This is a genomic window from Nostoc sp. (assembly GCF_041747015.1).
Lineage (GTDB): Bacteria > Cyanobacteriota > Cyanobacteriia > Cyanobacteriales > Nostocaceae > Nostoc.
Genome location: NZ_JBGTFY010000154.1, coordinates 1 through 4,772 on the forward strand (window position 1 = coordinate 1; position 4,772 = coordinate 4,772).

General features: G+C 42.3%; 6 protein-coding genes and 1 pseudogene. 4 read left to right on the forward strand and 3 right to left on the reverse strand.

What is annotated here, in order from left to right; translation table 11 throughout:
* The coding region (locus tag ACEW80_RS11985) for an aspartyl protease (RefSeq protein ID WP_373526788.1) at positions 1-253 on the forward strand (253 nt) is incomplete at its 5' end.
* Between the two features lie 58 nt (positions 254-311).
* Here ACEW80_RS11985 and ACEW80_RS11990 read toward each other — a convergent pair.
* The 3 genes and pseudogenes from ACEW80_RS11990 to pdxA all read right to left on the reverse strand — a co-directional run bounded on the left by ACEW80_RS11990 (position 312) and on the right by pdxA (position 2,061).
* The gene (locus ACEW80_RS11990; protein WP_373526789.1) at positions 312-608 is read right to left on the reverse strand and encodes a DNA-binding protein; all 297 of its coding nucleotides are present in this window, start codon (positions 606-608) and stop codon (positions 312-314) included.
* Positions 601-939: pseudogene (locus ACEW80_RS11995) on the reverse strand (type II toxin-antitoxin system RelE/ParE family toxin). The gene ACEW80_RS11990 and the pseudogene ACEW80_RS11995 overlap by 8 nt, the downstream one beginning before the upstream one ends.
* A 39-nt stretch (positions 940-978) precedes the next feature.
* Positions 979-2,061, reverse strand: a complete 1,083-nt coding sequence (gene pdxA / locus ACEW80_RS12000; RefSeq protein WP_373526790.1) for a 4-hydroxythreonine-4-phosphate dehydrogenase PdxA — start codon at positions 2,059-2,061, stop codon at positions 979-981.
* 204 nt (positions 2,062-2,265) lie between these two features.
* Here pdxA and ACEW80_RS12005 point away from each other — a divergent pair, with 204 nt between their 5' ends.
* From ACEW80_RS12005 to ACEW80_RS12015, 3 genes are all read left to right on the forward strand, one after another.
* Positions 2,266-2,370: a PetM family cytochrome b6-f complex subunit 7 gene (locus ACEW80_RS12005; RefSeq protein ID WP_118167852.1), complete on the forward strand. Its 105-nt coding sequence runs from the start codon at positions 2,266-2,268 to the stop codon at positions 2,368-2,370.
* Between the two features lie 209 nt (positions 2,371-2,579).
* Entirely contained in the window at positions 2,580-3,578 is a 999-nt protein-coding gene (locus ACEW80_RS12010; RefSeq protein WP_373526791.1) for an SDR family oxidoreductase, read from the forward strand.
* A 234-nt stretch (positions 3,579-3,812) separates the two neighbouring features.
* The gene (locus ACEW80_RS12015; RefSeq protein WP_373526792.1) at positions 3,813-4,730 is read left to right on the forward strand and encodes an NAD(+) kinase; all 918 of its coding nucleotides are present in this window, start codon (positions 3,813-3,815) and stop codon (positions 4,728-4,730) included.
* Positions 4,731-4,772: the final 42 nt, after the last annotated feature.

Below are 4,772 nucleotides of genomic sequence, written 5' to 3' on the forward strand. Positions count from 1 at the left end.
GCTAGCCATTGACAAGCAGGATTTAGAGGAATTTGATTGGGTGTATTTAGGTGAACGAAATATGCAACTAGCAAAGGGGGAAGCAAAGTTTGATATCTACGCTGGAAAAGTGCGAATAGATGGACAAGAGTTTAATATCCCTGTTTATGCAGGTGATGGAGTTTCAGAACTTTTACTCGGTCGTGAGTGGCTCAAAAATCGACGGTTGGTAGTGGATTTATCAGCAGGATTGTTAACCCTAGAAAACAGTTGAGAAAAATAAATTGGTAAGGTATAAGAGCGAGTGATTTAAACTATCCTTAAAAATCACATCATGGTGACTTCACTGTTACCGCTAGCTGTAATCCCAATGCATCCAGTAATTTACTCATACAATAAAATTCAATTTCACCTTGCTCAGATAACATCAAGTCGAGTTGCTCATAGCATTGCTTAACTTGCGCTGAAAACTGATCAATTCCACCCTGTGCCTCAATCACATTTGCGATGGCTTTTCCTAACATTTTTGGGTCACCCTCTTCTAAAACTACTTCGATATAAGATGCCGCTTCTAGTGGGTCTTGGAGATGTTTAATTAGTCCTTCGTGATAGCTTACGCTTCTAGGCATTATCTCTACTCCTATAGTCTTTCCAATATTCCTGAGCTTTATCAATATCTTGTTTCTGAGTGCTTTTATCTCCACCAGACAAAAGAATAATAATTGTTATCCCTTCTTGTCCAAAGTATATGCGGTAGCCTGACCCATAGTCGATTCTCAATTCAAAAACACCTTCTCCAACTGACTTACAATCACCTAAATTACCATCTTAAACTCGGTCAAGTCTGGCTCTTATTTTAGCTTTTGCTCTTCTATCTCGCAGAGAATCAAGCCACTCATCAAAAATATTTTTTCCATCTACTGTCAGATAATTCCTAATTTCTCTTGGTTGCACTTCCATGATTCTTTGGACTAGTCTATTTATAAATCATGAAATAATTCATAGTTTTCTCGCCGCCAGCCTTTGACTAACCAACTCAGCCGCTAAATGTATCGCTGCTTTCATACTCGTAGCATCAGCAATTCCCTTACCCGCAATATCAAACGCTGTTCCATGATCTGGTGAAGTCCGAACGAAAGGAAGACCAATAGAAGTATTAACTGCCCGATCAAAGGCCATCAGCTTCACAGGAATTAAGCCTTGGTCGTGGTAAAGTGCTAGATAAGCATCAGCAGGATTTTGGACTAAAAAATTTCCATACCAAGCTTGACCAGGTTTAACCCACATCGTATCTGGCGGTATCGGCCCATCTAGTTGTAATTGTGGTCTATTTTGCCGCTCTTGCTCTAACCAGGGAATTAACCAATCTTGTTCTTCATGTCCAAGTTGTCCCTGTTCGCCACTGTGGGGATTTAACCCAGCGATCGCAATTCTCCCATTTTCTATACCAAAATCCCTCTCTAAACACTCCACCAGCAAATCTAATTTCTCTGTCAACAACTGCGGTGTCAACGTATCAGCTACTTGACGTAAGGGAATATGTGTGGTAGCAAGTAAGGTGCGGAATGTCCAATTAGTGTGGGGCGATCGCGCTACAAATAACATCCCAAAACGGTCAACACCTGATTTTTGTGCCAAAAGTTCCGTTTGCCCTGGATAATTATACCCTGCGGCTTTCCAACCAGATTTAGCGATTGGTCCTGTGACAATAGCATCAAATTTACCAGCAAGTGTTTGAGCGATCGCATATTCCATATACGCAAAACTAGCCGCACCACTGGCCGCATTACCTATTGCTGCGATAATTTTACCTTTAATTTCCCCATCTAATTGCACATCGCTAACTAACAACTCGTCTGGATTTGCCAAAGGTGCTAAATTATCAGTTGAATTCAGTTTGTGATAAGTCTGTGCCAGCAAATCCGTGTTACCTACCACTGTAACGTCATATTTTTTACTAATTTCCGGCTCTGCCAAAGCTTTCAAAATCACCTCCGGTCCAATCCCCGCCGGATCTCCCAACGTCAGCGCCAAACGCGGACGATTTTCTTTACCCAAATTTACTAAATTAATTTGATACATAAAATCTCTTCATAATTATTATTAAGTTTTCCCAATTTATCTGTCTCACTCTCTCCCAACAGTAGGGATTGCCTTCCAAACCAGTAAAGATTACCTGCTAAACTAGTTTAAAATTATTTACACAGGTCTAATCCTACAGCAACTATTGAAAAGCTTCTGGTAGACCTAGTTTACACACCACTTTGCATAAGGAGAATCACACCAATGGGCGGCGAACTTTTGAATGCAGCTCTATTATCTTTCGGTTTAATCTTCGTAGGCTGGGGTTTAGGAGCGTTGTTACTGAAAATTCAGGGCACAGAAGAATAATTATTGCTGAGTGCTGAGTTAGGAGTGGTGTTAGCCGATAGCTAGGGTTTAGCCCGTGCTGAGTTATTATTCTCTCCACTCACCACTCCCTTTTTCCCATTAATCTCTCTAAATAAATTAATTTTCTGAGAAAAGATGTAAACTTTTGTTTACATAGGTTATTCTGATAACATTCTTTTCATAAAACATTAAAATTTATTACAACCCTCATGACATTATTAATCGTCGGTGCAACTGGCACCTTAGGAAGACAAGTGGCTCGTCGTGCTATCGATGAGGGGTATAAAGTACGCTGTCTTGTGCGGAGCAGTAAAAAAGCAGCTTTTCTCAAAGAATGGGGCGCAGAACTCGTACCGGGAAATTTGCGTTACCCGGAGAGCCTAGCGGAAGCTTTAGTTGGTGTAACCCAAGTTATTGATGCGTCAACATCTCGTCCTACAGATTCACTGAGTATCAAACAAGTGGACTGGGACGGCAAAGTAGCATTGATTCAAGCAGCAAAAGCAGCGGGTGTAGAGCGTTTTATCTTCTTTTCGATTTTAGATGCTGATAAATATCCAGAAGTGCCGCTAATGGAAATTAAGCGGTGTACAGAACTTTTCTTGGCTGAGTCAGGCTTGAATTATACCATCTTGCGGTTAGCTGGTTTTATGCAAGGGTTAATCAGTCAGTATGGGATTCCGATTTTGGAAGCACAGCCAGTTTGGGTGACAGGTAATTCTTCTCCCATCGCCTATATGGATACTCAGGACATTGCTAAGTTTGCAATCCGTGCATTGAGTGTGCCCGAAACGGAAAACCAAGCTTTTCCTTTAGTCGGCACTCGTGCATGGAGTGCAGAAGAAATTATCAACCTGTGTGAACGCTTATCTGGAAAAGACGCCAGGGTAACGCGGATGCCAATAAACTTACTCCGTGCCGTGCGGGGCTTAATGCGGTTCTTTCAGTGGGGATGGAACGTAGCGGATAGGCTGGCGTTTACAGAAGTATTGGCTAGTGGTAAACAGTTAAATGCTTCAATGGATGAGGTATACACAGTCTTCGGCTTAGATCAGCAACAAACCACAACCCTAGAAAGCTATCTACAAGAGTACTTCAGCCGAATTATGAAGAAGCTCAAGGAGTTAGACTACGAGAAAAATAAAAACAAGAAGCAGAAACCTAAAAAAACTCCTTTTAAACAGTCTTCAAAAGCCAATAGTCAATAATCATTACAAAACAGATACAGTAGATTTTAAGTTGCTGAAGTACACAAGCTAAGTCTCAAAGCCAAGTATAAAGCCTATTCTACTTCTGACTTCTGAGTGCTGAGTGCTGAATTATGCTGTATTAGTCATTAAACTCTAGACTCTGGACATTTGACTCTAGATTAATGACTACATGACCAAAAATGTGTAACGATTACATAATACAGAGCATCGCCTAAACTTGGATATTTAAGTGTGCCGAAAGCAGGCATTATCTACAATGACATCAAACCGATAGCGGGTCGTGTCGCTATTGAGTTGAAAGACAAGCTAACCGCTGCCGGTTGGAATGTATGTATAACATCGAGTATTGGTGGTATACTGGGCTACTCTACCCCGGAGAGTCCCGTATGCCATACTCCCATTGACGGTCTGACGCCCCCTGGTTTTGACTCAGATATGAAGTTTGCAGTGGTGTTAGGGGGAGACGGCACTGTTTTAGCAGCGTCTCGTCAGGTAGCCCCCTGTGGTATTCCACTGCTAACAGTGAATACCGGCCACATGGGCTTTTTGACGGAAACTTTCCTGAATCAATTGCCCCAAGCATTAGAGCAGGCAATGGCAGGTGAGTATGAAATTGAAGAACGAGCCATGCTCACCGTCAAAGTATTTCGGGGAGATTCAGTGCTGTGGGAAGCCCTCTGCTTGAATGAAATGGTGCTGCATCGGGAACCTTTAACCTCTATGTGCCACTTTGAAATTGTCATCGGGCGTCATGCACCAGTGGATATTGCGGCGGATGGTGTGATTGTTTCTACGCCTACGGGTTCTACAGCTTACTCATTGAGTGCTGGTGGCCCAGTTGTTACCCCTGGGGTGCCTGTTTTACAACTAGTACCCATTTGTCCCCATTCCCTAGCTTCTAGAGCATTAGTATTTCCAGATACTGAATCAGTCAACATTTACCCAGTAAACATTCCTCGGCTGGTGATGGTGGTGGATGGCAATGGAGGATGCTATATATTACCAGAGGATCGAGTATATTTGGAGCGATCGCAATATAGTGTCCGATTTATTCGCCTGCAACCGCCTGAGTTTTTCCGAATTTTGCGAGAAAAATTAGGTTGGGGTTTGCCACATATAGCTAAACCAACTTCGGTAGAATTGCCGTAGAGACGCGATTAATCGCGTCTGTTTTTAATCCCACTCATCTTT